The following is a 14,003-nucleotide window of genomic DNA, read 5'->3' on the forward strand; positions in this document are numbered from 1 at the left end:
GTCCCGGCTACCAGGGTTTGATCGGCACCTCGGCTCCGGCCTCGGCCTGCAGCGAGAGTACGTGGTCCAAGGTTGGACGCCCCTCGCGCAACGGTCCCTGGTCGTCTAGCGGCACCGTGACGGTTTCGTCCACCGGCAGATCCAGCTGCTCGCCGCGCACCCAGACCGGACGCGAATGCGGCCCGCGCAGCGTGAAGTCGATGGACCGCTGGCGCAGCGTGATGTAGATGCGAGTGCCGTGCCAAGCCAGGCTGAAGCTCATGGAATTCCACTCCTGCGGCAGCCGGGGATCGAAGCAGAGCCTGTCGTCGTCGTCCCGCAGTCCGGCGAAGCCGTACACCAGTGCGGCCCAAACCCCGCCGGTGGAGGCGACATGGACCCCGTCGGCCGTATTGCCGTGCAGGTTCTCCAAGTCCACGTTCAGCGCATGCTCGAAGTATTCCCACGCCAAATCGCGGTATCCCACCTCGGCGGCGAGGATCGACTGCACCGTGGCAGAGAGGGTCGAGTCGCCCGTGGTGAGCGGGTCGTAGTAGTTGAAATCGGCGAGCTTCTGCTCCGCGGTGAAATCGCTGGAGCGCAGCCACAGGGCGAGCACTGTATCGGCCTGCTTGATGACCTGGAAGCGGTAGATCACCAAGGGATGGTAGTGCAGCAGCAGCGGACGCTTGTCGGCGCCGGTGTTCTCCAGATCCCATACCTCGCGGTTCAAGAAATGCTCGTCCTGCGGGTGGATCCCCACCCTTTCCGAATACGGAATATGTATGCATGAAGCTGCATGTTCCCAAGTGGAGAGCTCCTCTGGGTGCAGATTCAGACGCTTGGACAAATCTTTGAAAGCCTTGGGATGGCGCTGCGCGAACTCTCCGAGCAACTGGGCGCTGCGACGCAGGTTGAAGCGCGCCATGACATTGGTATAGAGGTTGTCGTTGACCACGGCGGTATATTCATCCGGGCCGGTCACCCCATGGATGTGGAAGCGTTCGTTCTCCCCGCTGCCACGCCAGAAGCCCAACGAAGACCACATGCGTGCGGTGCCCACCAGGATCTCCGCGCCACCGCCGATCAGGAATTCGTCGTCCTCCATCGCCGTCAGGTACCGGTTCATCGAATACACCACGTCCGCATTGATGTGGTATTGCGCGGTGCCGGCCGGGTAGTAGGCGCTGGCTTCCTCGCCGTTGATGGTGCGCCACGGGAAAAGCAACCCGTCCTCGTTCATGATCCGCGCACGGCGTTTGGCCGCCGGGATCATCGCCACACGCGCGCGCAGCGTGTTCCGGGCCCATTGCTGGTTGGTGTACGTCAGGAACGGCAGGACGTAGATCTCGGTGTCCCAGAAGTAGTGCCCCGAGTAGCCGTTGCCGCTGACCCCCTTGGCGCTGATTCCCATGCCGTCCGCGCGGGCCGAAGCCTGGGCCAGCTGGAACAGGTTCCAGCGGATTTTGCGCTGCAGGGACTTGTCCTTGCTGTCCACCACGACATCGCTGCGCTCCCAGTAGGCTGCCATGAAATCGCGCTGGGCCCGGAAGTGCGCATCAATGCCGCGCGGCACCAGGTGGTTCAGCGCGCGGTTGGCGCGCTGCAGCATCTCTTCGGCGGGGTGGCGCCGCGAGCAGTGGAAGACCGCGAACTTCGCCACGCGCACCCCCTGGCCGGCATCCAGCCGGGCGGTGGCCACCTCTTCGGCGCGTTCCTCGTTCACCGTGCGGGTGAGGTCCACCAGTGGTGCCCCGCCCCCGGTGGTGGTGACCTGGTGCTCGACCATGGCGGCTACCGACATGCCGGATCCGGCCACGTCATAGGAAATGCCCATGCGGGCCCCGTCGCGGCGGTGCCCTGCCGAGCTCAGCGGATTCACGCTGGCCTCGTCCGCGCGGCGCGGGTCGAAGGCCGGCCCCGAGGCGTCCAGCTCGCCTGGCGAGGCCACCGCACGCTGGGAGCGGTAGCCGATCAAGGAAGACTGCACGATCACGTTGGCCGGGGCGTCCAGCAGGCGCACATGCAGGTCCTGCAGGGCCAGGTGCCGGTCGGAGAAGGAGATCATGGTGCGCGCGGTGACCGCGACGCGGTGCCCCTCGGCGGTGCGCCAGAGGCTGGTGGCCACCAGCGTGCCGTCCCGGAAGTCCAGCCGCAGGTCGTCGCGCAGCATTTCGGTGCGCCCGATTTCCAGCGCCTCGTCGTTGATGAACACGCGCAGGGTGCGGAAGTCCGGGGCGCTGATCATGGTCTGTCCGGTCTCGGCCAGACCGAAGGCGCCCTCCGCGTGGCGGATCTGCCAGGTCTCGTGCAGCCCGTTGATGAAGGTCCCGCCGACCTGCTCGCCCAGCCCGATCTGCGCGGAGCGGCAGCCCAGGAAGCCGTTGCCCAGCGAGAAGACGGTGTCCTGGGCCCCGTTCTCGTCGCGCCCGGCGTCGCGGGTGATGGACCACGGGTCGTATTCCCAGGCGTCGGCCGCCTGCTCGGAGACCAGCTCGGACAAGTCGCCGACCACGAAGTGCGCGCCGGAGGCCATCAGGTCGGCCTCGTTGTCCTCGCGGGCCACGCCGACCACCATGAAGCCGCCGCGCCGGGCCGCACTGACCCCGCTGGAGGCGTCCTCGATGACCACGCATTCCTCCGGGCGCCAGCCCAAGTCGCGGGCGGTGGCCAGGAAGGTGTCGGGCTCGGGTTTCCCGGCCAGCTGGCGGGAGGCGGCCTCGGTGCCTCCCATGACCGTGGGGATCAGTTCGCCCAGGCCGGATCCTGCCAGCACTGCCTTGGCGTTGCGCGAGGAGGAAACCACCGCGACGTCCAGGCCCGCGGCCAGCACCTGCCGCAGGTAGGCCAGCGACCCGGCATAGGGTTCGATGCCGTCGCGCTCCAGCACGGCGGTGAACACGCTGTTCTTCATGTTGCCCAGGGCGCAGACACTGCCGTAGCCCGGCGCGTCGTCCGGGGTTCCCCAGGGCAGCTCGATGCCGCGCGAACCGAGCAGCGCCGCGACCCCGTCGTAGCGGGGGCGCCCGTCCAGCAGGCGGAAGTAGTCGGACTCGGTATAGGGGTCCAGCTCGGGGTGCTCGGCCGCGAGGTAGCCGGAGAAGAGCTCGTGCCAGGCCGAGCGGTGCAGCAGCGCGGTCGGCGTCAGGACGCCGTCCAGGTCGAACAGGACGGCCTTGTAGTCACGGTGCCGGTAGCTGGGGCGAAAATCGTTCACGATCGAAATCCTTCGACAGAGGGGGCGAATTGCTGGCCGTGATTCCTACGGTAGCAACTCATTGCGCACTTGACCCGGCATACTACGATTAAGAACGTGGCTCAGTGGATAGATGTGTGGAATAGCGAAGACTGGCGTGAAGCTGCCGCCGAATGGATCGACCAGGCGTGCAGCGCCTACAACATTTCGCGGGTTGGCGGCCCGGACTTCTGGCCTGCCAGCCTGCACCAGATCTCGGCGCTGGTGCAGACCGACGCGGCCGACCTGATCTTCAGCGCCAACGCGCCGGGGCTGGCCGCCGAGGCGGCGGCGACCGTGAAGGCCGGTGAACTGCTGCCGGACCGCGTGGTCATGCCGCTGGCGATCGACCGCATGGCCGGGTACATGCTCAGCCCCGACTTCGGGCACACCCTGATCGACCTGGGCAATTCGGTGGAGAACTGGGAGCTGGCGTTGGCCTCGCTCGGATCCTTCCAGGTGGCGCTCATGGGCCACGAGGAGGACTTCTTCAATGCCGGGGTGACCGTGGTGGATCCGCAGTTCCTGCCCGAGCAGTTCGAGCAGGCGCTGATGCTGCACGTCTCGCTGGACCCCGCCCACCCGCTGTACCTGGATCCCGCCCGCGCCGATGCGCTGGTCGCCCACGTCGACGCGCTCTCCCGCGCGGCCCAGGCCCTGCATGCCGGTCCGGTGCCGTTGAGCCTGGAGCACGGCGGCTTCGATTTGGCGCAGGTCGTGGTCCCGGCCGAGCCGGGCGAGCACGGACGCATCCTGAACCTGGGCGCGGCCCACTGGGCGCACCCGTTCTCCTCGCTGGCAGCCCCGCTGGCGGCAATGAGCGAGGCGTGGAACTGCAGCCTGGAGGACGAGCGGGTCATGCGCGCGCTGGCGGCCTACCTGAGCGAGTTCTCCGCCTACGGCAGCGCGGACGACCTCTACGACCTGGTGGCCCCGGCCTGCCTGGTAGCTCCGCTGTCGCAGCATGAAACCTGGCTGCGCCTGCTGCTGGACGCCGGGGACGAGCAGCTCAAGGAGAATGCCGCGCTGGTGCTGGATACGCTCGCGCTGGCCTAGGCCTGCGCGCCGAGCACCTTCACCAGCAGCGCCGCGTCGTCGCTCATGATGGCGTCGACGCCGCGGGCGGCCAGCAGCCGCATGGTCGGCTCGTCGTTGACGACCCACACGTGCACCTGCGCCCCGGCGCGCTGCACCGCGCGCACGAAGCGGGATGTGGCCACCGGGATGGCGCCCTGTTTCAGCGGGACCTGCACGGCCCAGAAATCCCTGACCAGCCGGCGCGGAACACGCCCGAACAGGTGCGCGCACAGCCAGATCAGCACCATCTGGCGCCGCCCCGGCGAGCGCCTCACCGGCTTGGAGAGCAACGCGGCGACCGCGGCGCTGCGCCGGGTGTCGAAGGACGCCAGCGCAATGGAGCCGTGCGCCCGGCGCCGCTCGATGAGCTGTGCCAGCGGGCCGATGACGTGATCGTCCTTGACGTCCAGGTTCAGCAGGGCGTGCGGGAAGGCGTCCAGCAGCGTCTCGAGGGTGCACAGCGGCTGGCCCCCGGCGCGCACCTGAGCCAGCTGCGCATCCGAGTGGTCGTTGAAGCGCCCGGCGGCGTCGGTGACCCGGTCTAGGGTCTGATCGTGGAACAGGTAGACGGTGCCGTCCGCGGAGGCATGCACGTCGGATTCCAGGTGGTCGATTCCCAGCTCCACCGCCCGCTGGAAGGCAATCAGGGTGTTCTCCTCCAGCCCGGTGCGCACCCCGCGGTGGGTGAAGGCGCGGGTCATGGCAGCAGGCCCTCGATGACCTGGGCGACGCCGTCCTCTTCCAGCGGCGGGGCCACGTGGCGGGCCGAGGCCAGGGTGAGCGGGTGCCCGGAGGCCATGGCGTAGCCGTGGCCGGCGAACCGCAGCATCTCGATGTCGTTGGGCATGTCCCCGAAGGCCATCACCTCGTGGGCCCCGATGCCCAGCCGGCGGCAGTATTCGTCCAGCGTGGTGGCCTTGTGGATGTCCACGTGCGCCATCTCCAGCAGCGAGACGTCGAAGGCGGAGTGGGTCACCGAGAGCAGGCTGCCCAGCTGCGGGGCGACCGCGGCGTAGAAGTCGTCCATCGCCATGCGCGGGGAGCGGGCCAGGAACTTCACGATGCCCTCGGCCTCGATCTCGTCGCTGGACAGGTCCAGCGGAGCCTGCACGCCGAAGTTGTGGTGGCGGTCGGCGAAGCCCTTGCCCAGGTGCAGCCCCTTGGTGGTTTCCGCCGCGAACGCCGCGTGGGGCTCGTGGTCGAGGATGATGCGCGCGGCCTGCCTGGCGGTTTCCACCGGCAGCGTGCGCGACCAGATGACCTGGTCGTGCTCCAGGTCGTAGAGCAGCGCCCCGTTGGAGCAGATGACGGTTCCCATCTCCCCGAAGGACTCGATCACCGGGGTCAGCCAGCGGAACGGGCGCCCGGTGACGAACACGATCTGGATGCCAGCGTCCCTGGCGGCGAGGAACGCCTGCCGGGTGCGGCCGCTGATCGTTCCGTCGTGGTTGACGATGGTTCCGTCCAGGTCCGAGGCAATCAGCTTGATCATCTACAGCTCCTCGCGGCGCGGCGGGTTGGCGCCTGCGCGCTGCACCGTCACCGAAGCGGCGCGCGAGGCGAAGTCCAGCGCCTGGGCCAGCTGGCCGACCTGCAGGTCCGCCAGCTTGGCGCGGTTTGCCGCGCCGAGCGTGCCGTGCTCGGCCAGCCAGCACAGCAGCGCCGCGGTGAACGTGTCGCCGGCGCCCACGGTGTCCGCGACCTCCACGGCCGAGGATTCATGGGCGGTGTCGCCGGCGCGCACCACGCCCCAGGAGCCGCGCGAGCCGGAGGTCGCCACGATCAGCGCCGGTCCCAGCGCCAGCCAGGCGCGGGCCGAATCCTGCACCGAGCGCATCGGGTAGAGCCATTTCAGGTCGATGCCGGAGACGCGGACCACGTCGGCCCGGCCGACGAACTGCTCCACCTGGGCGACGGTCTGCGCGTGGCTGGAGACCAGCGAGGGGCGCAGGTTCGGGTCGTAGCTGATGGTCGCATGGGCGCGGGCCGCGGCGAGCAGCGGCAGCAGCTCCTCGGGGCTGAACAGCGTGGCGATGGAGCCGGTGTGCACCAGCTCGGTGTCCTGCGGCAGCTCGGGGCCGATTTTCGGCATCTGCCAGTAGGCGTTGAAGGTGAAGCTGGCCCCGCCGGCCGGGTCCAGGATGCCGTGGGCCAGCACTGTAGGTTCGCTGTCCTTGCCGCCGATGTAGCGCACGTCGTTGCCGGCCAGGTAGGACTCGATCTTGCGGCCGTTCTCGTCGTCCCCCCAGCGGGAGATCAGGGTGCCCGGGTAGCCCAGCCGGGCCAGCGAAACCGCGACGTTCAGCGGAGATCCGCCCACGAATTCCTGGGCCGGGGCGATGCCTGAGGCCAGGACATCGACGAGCGCTTCGCCGATGACGGTCGGGTTCATGTTGCTCCTTTAATAGTGCGCGGGGGACAACGCCCGCACGCAGGCGTCCCACTGGCTGCTGCTCGGGTCGATCCAGGTGTAGTGGTCGCCCTCGAAGATTGTGAAGGCGTGTTCCTGCCCCAGGGCCGCGGCCCGCTGGGCGGCGCGCCGCGCGATCTTCACCGGCACGTCCGTGTCATCCCGTCCATGAAAGATTATGACACGGGCGCGCACCGGCCATAATTCCACCGGGTCGTAGGCGGCGCGCGGCAGCGGGCCGAGCAGCTCGTCCACTGCCCCGTCGCTGAGTGCCAGGGCTTGGGCCAGGCCCAGGTCCAGCAGCCCGGCCTGGCTGATCACCTGAGTGATGCGTTCGTCATGGGCGGCGAGCACGCAACCCAGCTGGCCGCCGGCCGAATGCCCGATGACCGTGATGGGGCCTTCCTCCTTGATCAGCCCCACGGCCAGCTTGGCGTCGGCCAGCATCTGCGCGGCGCTGCCCGGGCCGCGGCGGTATTCCAGGTTGTAGGCCGGGATGCCGCGCGCGGCCAGGTCCGCGGCCAGCGGCGCACCCAGGCTGGCGGTGTATTTTTCGCGCCAGTACCCGCCGTGGATGATCATCACGGCCCCGCGGGCGGTGACTGCCTCCGGTTCGTAGTACTGGAGCCACTGGTCGGGGTGGGCGCCGTAGTGCATGCCTATTTGCCCGGGAAGTTCGCCGCGCGCTTTTCCACGAAGGCGGCCCGGCCTTCCACCGAGTCCTCGGTGTGGAAGGCGCTCATGAAGGCGTCGGCTTCCTTGGCCAGGGCGTCGTGGGTGTCCAGCCCGTCCATCTGCACCATGGCGCGCTTGGCGATGGTGACGGCGGTCGGCGACACGGCGGCGATCTCCGCGATGGTCGCGATGGCCGCGGGGAGCAGCTCGTCCGGCGCGGTGACGCGGTTGGCCAGGCCGATGCGCAGCGCCTCGTCGGCCTTGATGCGCCGTCCGGTGAAGATCAGTTCGCGGGCCATGGCGCGTCCCACGCGCTGCGGCAGGCGCACCGAGCCGCCGAAGCCCGGGACCAGGCCCAGGTTGACCTCCGGCTGGCCGAAGCTGGCGCGCTCGGAAGCGTAGATGAAGTCGCAGGCCAGCGCGAGTTCGCAGCCGCCGCCCAGGGCGAAGCCGTTGACCGCGGCGATGACCGGGACCTGCAGGGATTCGAAGCGTTCGGTGACCACGTGCATCTGGCGGGCATAGGCCAGGAAGGTCGCTTCGTCCATGGAGTTCATCTGCACGATGTTCGCCCCGGCGACGAAGGATTTCTCCCCCGCGCCGGTGATGACCAGGCCGCGGTACTCGTAGCCGGTGGTTTCAAACCAGTCGAGGAACGCCTCGAGGTCGTTGACCACCTCGCGGGCCAGCGCGTTCAGGCTCTTGGGCTGGTCGATGGTGAGGATCAGGGCATGGTCCTGGACGGACAGGGTGAGGGTATCGAATTGCTTCATACCCAAACTCTCTCATGAGTTGCGGATCACGTCCTAGGAGATTGCGCGGGTGTCTAGCGGCGTTTGCGCGGCTTGGAGCCTGAGGCCCGCGCTTTGCTCTTGGCCTGCTGTTTTGCCTTCTTGGCCGCTTCCTGCGCCTTGGCCTTGGCCTTGGCCTTCGCCTGGTCGTTGACCTTCTTCGCCTGCTGCTGGTCCTGACGCACCGAGGCCTGGCGCGAGGAGTTGGCGCTGCGCCCGCGCACGATGCCGATGAATTCATCCACCAGGGCGGTGTCTTCCATGGCGGCGGGCCAGGCGATGCCGATCTGGGTCGGGTTGCCGTCCTCAATGAGGCGGTAGATGACGTCCTTGCGGTGGAAGAGCCGGGCGATGCTCTGCGGCACGCGGGCCACCTGAGCTCCGGAGGCGACGACCTCCATCGCAACGGGAATGCCGCCGACTTCCTCGGGGTAGTCGGCCAGGTCCAGCTGCGCGAAGCTCCGAACGACCGAGGCCGGGATGGATTCCTCGTAGTACTCCACGTCGTGGTCCTTGGCCGCGCAGACCACTTCCAGTTCCTCGTACAGCGGGATGACGTGGCGGGTTGCGTCCTTGGGCGAGTCACCGCGGTAGCGCACGAACACCGCGTCGGCCGTGCCGTCGGCCAGCAGCTGGAGGATGTCGCCCTCGTCGTGGCGCGCGGCCACCAGCTGGACATCCGGGTAGCGTTCGGCGAAGCGGTCCATCCATTTGCCCGGGGTGACGCCTGCGACGTAGGAAACTCGAAGTTTTTGCACGGTTAAAGCCTACTTGTCTTTGATCTTCGTCGTTTGGGTTAACCGCCGCTGGCGGGCGCCGGGGAAATCCGGCGCCCGCCAGCGGGTGAAGTCTGCTGCTTACTTGTCGGTCTTGACGACCAGCACGTCGCATGGAGCCGAGTGGGCTACCGAAGAGGCGACGGAGCCGAGCACGCGGCCCAGGCCCTTCATGCCCACGTTGCCGACGACGATCAGCGATGCGTTGCGGCCCTCGGCCTCGGAGATCAGGACGTCACCCGGCTTGCCGTGGCCTGCTGCCGCGGTGATGTTCACGCCCGGAACTGCGCTCTTGACGTCGTTGGCGACGCGCTGGGCCAGCTTGCGGGCCTGCTCGGCGTCGTCCAGGATCCAGGTGTCGGAACCGATGGAGACGACTTCGGTGTTGTCCGATGCGTGCGCGGTGACGACAACCAGTTCGGCGTCCAGCTTGACTGCGAGGCTGGCGGCGCGGCGTGCGGCGCGCTGGGCGGTTTCGGAACCGTCGACGCCGACAATGATGGTCTCAGACATATTTTCTCCTCTATGTAATGATGCTGCTTGCTGTGATGGATACCACTTTATGGGTTTTAAGCGACTTTTTCCTGCAGGAATTCCACGGCGCGCTTCCAGGCGGTGTCGGCCAGCGCAGGATCGTAGTTCCCGGCCGGATTCTCGTCGTTGTGGAAGGCGTGCTTTCCGTCGTAGTAGAAGTAGGTGACTTCGGTACCGGATTCGCGGCGGATCTGCTGTTCCTGCTCGCGCGCCTGGTCGACCGGGTAGAAGTCGTCGAAGTTCGCGTAGTGGCCTTGGACCGCGGCGCTCACGCCGCTGAAGTCGTTGGGCACGCCCTGGCCGACGCCGTAGAATGGCACGGCCGCCGCGATCTTCTCGCCCTGCTGCGCCGCCAGCTGCAGGACGAACCCGCCGCCCATGCAGAAGCCGATGGCCCCGAGCTTCGCGCTGGTGACATTGTCGCTCGCCAGCAGGTAGTCAACTGCACCGGCCAGCAGTTCGGCGCCCTTTTCCTCGGGAAGCTCGGACATCATGCGCTTTGCCTCTTCGCCGTCATGGGTGATGCTGCCGCCGAAGAGGTCCGGGGCCAGCGCCACGAAGCCCTGGGCGGCCAGGCGGTCTGCGACGTCGCGGATGTGGTCGGTCAATCCCCACCACTCCTGGATCACGATGACCCCGGGCCCCTTGCCTGATTCAGGCAGCGCGAGGTATCCGTACGCTTCGGTCCCGGAGGATTCAAATGCCACGTTCTGGTGCGGGGTTTGTACTGCCATCTCACAACCTTCGTTTCAATGAATACCGCGTTGATTTCAGTCTATAAAACGGATGGCAGAAATTGCATTGACCCTAGTCACATATCAGTGAATCAGCGGTGTGGTGACGGCTACTTCTACGTGGCGGCGCGGAGCTCAGCGGGACGCGGGCTGCGGGAGCTCGACATCACCGATGCGCTCGAGCGCGTCGATGACCAGATTCCAGAATCCTGCGTGGTCCAGGTCTACCGCCACCGAGGTATGGCAATCCTCTGCCGCAGGGGCCCGGAAATCCGCAACGGTCATGCCCAGAGTGAGTTCGCCGCGCAGCTCCACGCTGACCGGGGCCTTGACCGTGCGCACGACGTCGGGGTCGATCACATAGGCCACGGCGCACGGGTCATGCACCGGGGGCGCGTCGAATCCCTGGTTGTCGCGATAGGCCTGGGCGAAGAAATCCATCAGTTCGCGCACGAAGCGGGCCGGGCCGGTGCCGATCTGCTCGATGCGTTCGACGACCTCGGCGGTGGCCAGCGCCTGGTGGGTCAGGTCCAGTCCAACCATGACCACCGGCCACGGTTCGTTGAAGACGATGTGCGCGGCTTCCGGGTCGATCTTGATGTTGAATTCCGCCACGGCGCTCCAGTTGCCGACGTGGTAGCCGCCGCCCATGAGCACCACTTCGCGCACCCGCTGGACGATCCGTGGTTCCTTGCGCACGGCCAGGGCGATGTTGGTCAGGGCTCCGGTGGGCACCAGGGTGACCTCGCCCGGTTCGTGGGCCATGATCGTGTCGATGATCAGGTCCACGGCATGGCGCGGATCGAGCTCGATGTTCGGCACGGGCTGGGCGGGGCCGTCCATGCCCGAATCCCCGTGCACGTCGCCTGCGGTTTCGATGTCGCGCACCAGCGGGCGGGCGCAACCCGAGGCGAACGGGACGCCTGTGATCCCGGCGATGGTCCCGACGGCGAGCGCATTAGCGGTCACCTTGTCCAGGGTCTGGTTGCCCGCCACGGTGGTGACCGCCAGCAGATCGATCTTCGGGCTGCCGTGGGCCAGGAGCATCGCGACAGCATCATCATGGCCTGGATCGCAGTCGAGGATGATCTTGCGAGCGGCAGGTGCCTCATGAGTCATGGTGTGCTGTCCTTCGGGCGCCGGGCGGCGGCCGCCGGCATGGATTACGGTTCTTCCTTGATTCTCCCGGCAACCACCACGATCGTCAAACGCTTAACTATTGCCTTTCAAACGCGGGAATGCGCACTAGTATGGATCCATGAACATTGGGGAAAAATCTGCGGGCAAGCAGCCTCCGCGCCGCGTGACCGCCGCGATGGTCGCCGAGCACGCCGGGGTCTCAACCGCCACCGTGTCGTTGGTGGCCAACGGCAAGTCCGCCGGCCGCGTCTCGAAGCACAACGAGGAACGCGTCCGGGAGGCGATCCGCGAACTCGGCTACTTCGTGGACGGCATCGGCAGCTCGCTGGCCAAGGGAGTCAGCTCGCTGGTCATCCTGGTGGCGCCTGATATTTCGAACCCGTTTTTCGCCAAGGTGATCGCCGGCGTTCGCTCGGTCCTGGGCAACGACTACCAGCTGCTGCTCTCAGTGACCGATGCGGGCATCTCCCCCAGCGCCACCGAGACCCGCCGCCTGCTGGGGCTGCGCCCGGCCGGGCTGCTGGTCCATGCGCCGACCAAGGTGTTTCTGGAAGACCTGGCCGGTCCGCTTCCGCTGGTGGCCTTGGATGCGCCGGGCATCGACCCTTCGATTCCCGCGGTGAACATGGATGTGGCCCAGGGCGCCGAGGCAGTTGTGGCCCATTTCGCCAGCTTGGGGCACACCAAGGCCGCCTATCTGGACGGCAGCACCGGCACCGACACCCTGATGGTTCGCCGCGAAGCCTTCCTCGACGCCGCCGCGCACTACGGCATCGAGGTCCTGCCAGGCAATGTGGCAAGCTCAATGATCGACGTCGGCGCGGCATCCGATGAATTCAGCCGCAACTGGCCGATGTGGGAGTCCTGCGGGGTGACCGCCTTGGCCTGCGCCACGGACACCCAGGCCTTCGGCGTGCTGCACGCGGCGCGCCACCTGGGCATCCGAATCCCCCACCGCCTGGCCGTCACCGGATTCGACGACTTGCCGTACTCGGCCACCTCGAGCCCTTCGATCACCAGCGTCCAGCTCCACGCCACCGAGGTCGGCCGGCAGGCCGCGCTCAAGCTGCGCGAACTGATCGACGGCCAGGCGCCGCAGTCGCTGCAGTCGATGCTTCCAAGCTCCCTTGTGGTCCGCGGCTCCACTACCGCCGACGGCGGGCTGTAGGAGTGCGCAATTCACGGTTCTTCACCGTCGCCACCGCGGTCGTGGCCCTGCTGGTGGTGCTGGGCATGGTGGTCATGAGCAGCGGCGTGCTGGGCCTGATCTTCGATCCCGAGCCGGAGCTCGACACCTACTATCTGCTGAAGGCCGCACTGCCCGGCTGGTCCTAGACGATCAGCTTTCCGCCCTTGGCGACCTCCGGGTCGGTGCAAGAGGACAGGTCGAAGCAGCAGGGGCGGCGCTTGCCGTCCAGCAGCTTGGAGATGCTGACCTCCACGCGACGCTGTCTGGTCTGCGGATTCTTGGTCGCGCCGACCCAGCGCACCCACTCCCAGCGCGCCATCGGGGTCAGCCCTGCCCAGGTCCCGTCCAACTCCGGGGTGTCCTTCAGCGCCGCGGAAAGATCCCCCGGCACCTCGGTTTCCGGCCAGCTGCCGCAGAGCTGGGCGGTGAAGGCCAGCTTCGAGCCTGGTTCAGCGTCGATATCCACCGGTCCGCTGCCGTCGATGGACAGCCAGTGCCCCTTGCGCCCGTCCGGGTCGAGCACGACTGTGACCGTGTCGCAGGCACCCGACAGTTCCACCGCAACCTGGCCGCGACCGGGCAGCCGATCGCTGGATTCCTGGTCGAATGCGACGATTCGCCGGTCGGCGATCAGCCGCACGATTCCGGTCAGTTCAAATGCTTCGCCCTTGGCAGCCATCAGCCCATCCCTTCGGTGAATTCCCGAGACTGATTTTATGCCACCGGACCACCGTCGGGAACGCCCCGGCATTGGAACACTCCGCGTTACCAGGATTCTTTTCCCGTGGGGATCACGCGCGCGGCCCCAGGGCTCGACCGGATCAACCAACGCTTCGTGGCTTGCCTGGGCTGCCGTGCGCGGCGTGATGGGCCTACTGCTTCCCGCGGCCTTCGCGGCCAGACCCGGGCCACCATCGAAAGGACCGTAGCGCTCGACCGGGATCCGGTCACCACAATGGCCAATTTCTTCAACTACTGCACGATCCTGTCCAATATCTTCTGCGCCGTGGTGCTGCTGCTTGCCGCATGGCCGATGACCAGCCAGGGCTCGAGGCCGCGTGACACCGCACGGCCGGCCTGCTTGCCTGCGCAACGACCTATATGCACGTCACCGGCGTGGCCTACAACCTGCTGCTCAGGGGCATCATGCTGGATCAGGGCATCACCGTGCTCTGGTCGAACGAGGTCATGCACCTTTTCGGTCCGGTCGTCACGCTTCTCGATGCGCTTTTCGACCACAAGCCCCGCGCGCTGCCCTGGAAATCCGTGGCCTTGGCGCTCACCTTCCCCCTGGCCTGGCCCGGATACACCTGGATCGGCGCTCCGTTCGCGACAACCCCGGCGACAACTCCGGGGTGATATCCGTACCCTTTCCTCGACCCTCATCCGCAGGGCGGCTTCGGCCCGGTCGCGGGATACGTCACCGGCATCGCCGTGGCCATCGCGGTCCGCGCCTGCGCCGT

15 protein-coding genes are annotated in these 14,003 nt (G+C 67.4%); 4 read left to right on the top strand and 11 right to left on the bottom strand.

Going from position 1 to position 14,003, the window contains the following annotated elements; translation table 11 throughout:
- Window positions 1–7: 7 nt before the first annotated feature.
- Window positions 8–3,196: an HAD-IA family hydrolase gene (locus ATC04_RS00440; protein ID WP_052772563.1), complete on the bottom strand. Its 3,189-nt coding sequence runs from the start codon at window positions 3,194–3,196 to the stop codon at window positions 8–10.
- 96 nt (window positions 3,197–3,292) lie between these two features.
- Between ATC04_RS00440 and ATC04_RS00445 the strand changes: the two genes are divergently transcribed.
- Entirely contained in the window at window positions 3,293–4,270 is a 978-nt protein-coding gene (locus ATC04_RS00445) for a hypothetical protein (protein ID WP_152666922.1), read from the top strand.
- Here ATC04_RS00445 and ATC04_RS00450 read toward each other — a convergent pair.
- From ATC04_RS00450 to ATC04_RS00490, 9 genes are all read right to left on the bottom strand, one after another.
- Window positions 4,267–4,992, bottom strand: a complete 726-nt coding sequence (locus ATC04_RS00450) for a glycerophosphodiester phosphodiesterase family protein (RefSeq protein ID WP_047120600.1) — start codon at window positions 4,990–4,992, stop codon at window positions 4,267–4,269. The genes ATC04_RS00445 and ATC04_RS00450 overlap by 4 nt on opposite strands.
- Window positions 4,989–5,783 carry a Cof-type HAD-IIB family hydrolase gene (locus ATC04_RS00455; RefSeq protein WP_047120599.1) on the bottom strand — a complete coding sequence of 265 codons (795 nt, stop codon included), beginning with the start codon at window positions 5,781–5,783 and terminating at the stop codon, window positions 4,989–4,991. The genes ATC04_RS00450 and ATC04_RS00455 overlap by 4 nt, the downstream gene beginning before the upstream one ends.
- Window positions 5,784–6,683, bottom strand: a complete 900-nt coding sequence (locus ATC04_RS00460; protein WP_047120598.1) for a carbohydrate kinase — start codon at window positions 6,681–6,683, stop codon at window positions 5,784–5,786.
- Between the two features lie 9 nt (window positions 6,684–6,692).
- Window positions 6,693–7,358, bottom strand: a complete 666-nt coding sequence (locus ATC04_RS00465; protein ID WP_052772562.1) for an alpha/beta hydrolase — start codon at window positions 7,356–7,358, stop codon at window positions 6,693–6,695.
- A 2-nt stretch (window positions 7,359–7,360) separates the two neighbouring features.
- The gene (locus tag ATC04_RS00470) at window positions 7,361–8,149 is read right to left on the bottom strand and encodes an enoyl-CoA hydratase-related protein (RefSeq protein WP_047120597.1); all 789 of its coding nucleotides are present in this window, start codon (window positions 8,147–8,149) and stop codon (window positions 7,361–7,363) included.
- 53 nt (window positions 8,150–8,202) lie between these two features.
- The gene (locus ATC04_RS00475; RefSeq protein WP_060616983.1) at window positions 8,203–8,925 is read right to left on the bottom strand and encodes a LysR family transcriptional regulator substrate-binding protein; all 723 of its coding nucleotides are present in this window, start codon (window positions 8,923–8,925) and stop codon (window positions 8,203–8,205) included.
- Window positions 8,926–9,024: 99 nt separating this feature from the next.
- Window positions 9,025–9,456 (bottom strand): universal stress protein, encoded by a 432-nt coding sequence (locus tag ATC04_RS00480; protein WP_053797112.1) that lies wholly within the window; start codon window positions 9,454–9,456, stop codon window positions 9,025–9,027.
- A 56-nt stretch (window positions 9,457–9,512) separates the two neighbouring features.
- Window positions 9,513–10,211: a dienelactone hydrolase family protein gene (locus tag ATC04_RS00485; RefSeq protein ID WP_047120596.1), complete on the bottom strand. Its 699-nt coding sequence runs from the start codon at window positions 10,209–10,211 to the stop codon at window positions 9,513–9,515.
- A 135-nt stretch (window positions 10,212–10,346) separates the two neighbouring features.
- On the bottom strand, window positions 10,347–11,330 hold the full coding sequence (locus ATC04_RS00490; protein WP_047120595.1) for a nucleoside hydrolase: 984 nt from the start codon (window positions 11,328–11,330) through the stop codon (window positions 10,347–10,349).
- Window positions 11,331–11,469: 139 nt separating this feature from the next.
- Between ATC04_RS00490 and ATC04_RS00495 the strand changes: the two genes are divergently transcribed.
- The gene (locus ATC04_RS00495; RefSeq protein ID WP_047120594.1) at window positions 11,470–12,519 is read left to right on the top strand and encodes a LacI family DNA-binding transcriptional regulator; all 1,050 of its coding nucleotides are present in this window, start codon (window positions 11,470–11,472) and stop codon (window positions 12,517–12,519) included.
- A 2-nt stretch (window positions 12,520–12,521) separates the two neighbouring features.
- Window positions 12,522–12,686 (top strand): hypothetical protein, encoded by a 165-nt coding sequence (locus tag ATC04_RS19125; RefSeq protein ID WP_157359268.1) that lies wholly within the window; start codon window positions 12,522–12,524, stop codon window positions 12,684–12,686.
- Here the strand turns inward: ATC04_RS19125 and ATC04_RS00500 are convergent.
- Window positions 12,683–13,219, bottom strand: a complete 537-nt coding sequence (locus ATC04_RS00500) for a YdeI/OmpD-associated family protein (protein ID WP_047120593.1) — start codon at window positions 13,217–13,219, stop codon at window positions 12,683–12,685. The two genes, ATC04_RS19125 and ATC04_RS00500, sit on opposite strands and share 4 nt — an antisense overlap.
- A gap of 398 nt (window positions 13,220–13,617) precedes the next feature.
- Here ATC04_RS00500 and ATC04_RS00505 point away from each other — a divergent pair, with 398 nt between their 5' ends.
- Window positions 13,618–13,899: a Pr6Pr family membrane protein gene (locus tag ATC04_RS00505; protein WP_286158852.1), complete on the top strand. Its 282-nt coding sequence runs from the start codon at window positions 13,618–13,620 to the stop codon at window positions 13,897–13,899.
- Window positions 13,900–14,003: the final 104 nt, after the last annotated feature.

Source organism: Arthrobacter sp. YC-RL1, assembly GCF_001454985.1.
Classification (GTDB): Bacteria; Actinomycetota; Actinomycetes; order Actinomycetales; family Micrococcaceae; genus Glutamicibacter; species Glutamicibacter soli.